At 57.1% G+C, this 1,154-nt stretch carries 1 protein-coding gene; it reads right to left on the bottom strand.

The window, feature by feature from the left end:
- Nucleotides 1-86: 86 nt before the first annotated feature.
- Nucleotides 87-1,073 (bottom strand): UDP-glucose 4-epimerase GalE, encoded by a 987-nt coding sequence (gene galE / locus ACP7IZ_RS13725; protein WP_006116444.1) that lies wholly within the window; start codon nt 1,071-1,073, stop codon nt 87-89.
- Nucleotides 1,074-1,154 lie beyond the last annotated feature (81 nt).

Here is a 1,154-nt window from a genome sequence, read left to right as displayed (position 1 = left end):
AGGCTGGGCCTTCTGCTCTGGCGGCATGGCCTGCCAAGGCGGCGTGCATGGTAGCAGTAAAGGCCACCATGCAGGAAAAAAGAAGGTTACGCGCCATAACCCTGCGGGTGGTTTTTGCGCCAGTTAAAGGCTGTTTCCACAATCCGATCGATATCCGTAAATTCTGGCGCCCAACCTGTTGCTTCCATCAGGCGCGCAGGGCTGGCCACCAGACTGGCCGGATCACCCGCGCGGCGTGGGCCTGCCTGCCAAGGCACCTCCAGATTGCTCACGCGGCCAACGGCATCAATAATTTCGCGGTTGGAATTGCCGCGCCCTGTGCCAACGTTAAACACCACGCTTTTATCATTCAGAAGCGGCAGCACAGCCAGATGGGCACGCGCCAGATCTGTAACATGCACATAATCACGGATACAGGTGCCATCTGGCGTGGGGTAGTCCTCACCAAACAGCGTCAGGGCTGGGCGACGCTTCAGGGCGGCATCAATCACCAGCGGGATCAGATGCGTTTCAGGGCGATGGTCTTCCCCCGCACGGCCAGCCGGATCAGCCCCAGCGGCGTTGAAATAGCGCAGGCAGGCGCTTTTCAGCCCATGAATTTTGTCAGCCCAGTACAGGGCGCGTTCCACCATATATTTGCTCTCGCCATACGGAGAGCCGGGGTTGATGGGGGCATCCTCGTTAATCGGGCCTTCCCCGGCAGAACCAAACAGGTTGGCGGTGGAGGAAAACACAAAGCGTTTCACACCGTGGCGCACGCAGGCATCAATCAGCCCAAAACCGTAGCCAGCATTGGCTGTCATATACATCATGGGGTTTTGCATGCTTTCTCCCACCAAGGAGAGGGCTGCAAAATGCAAAATGCCATCCCACGTGCCGGAGGAAAGAACCTTATCCAGACAATCAATGTCTGAAATATCACCCTGCACGAAGGTCGCCTGTTCTGGCACCGCGGCGCGGTGGCCAGTGCGCAGGTTGTCCAGCACAACAACGTCGTGCCCATCATCCAGCAGGGCAAGAACAACGTGGCTGCCAACATACCCAGCGCCACCGGTTACCAGAAAACGAGCCATACTCTCTTTTCGCTCCGTGCAATGTAAAAAGTCATACCCGGTTATCTTGCTGATACGTCGGGGGAAGAGTTTGCTTCATTC

The organism is Acetobacter sp. AAB5, from assembly GCF_050106715.1.
Taxonomy (GTDB): Bacteria; Pseudomonadota; Alphaproteobacteria; order Acetobacterales; family Acetobacteraceae; genus Acetobacter; species Acetobacter oryzifermentans.
This window is presented reverse-complemented; position numbering and strand designations above follow the sequence as displayed.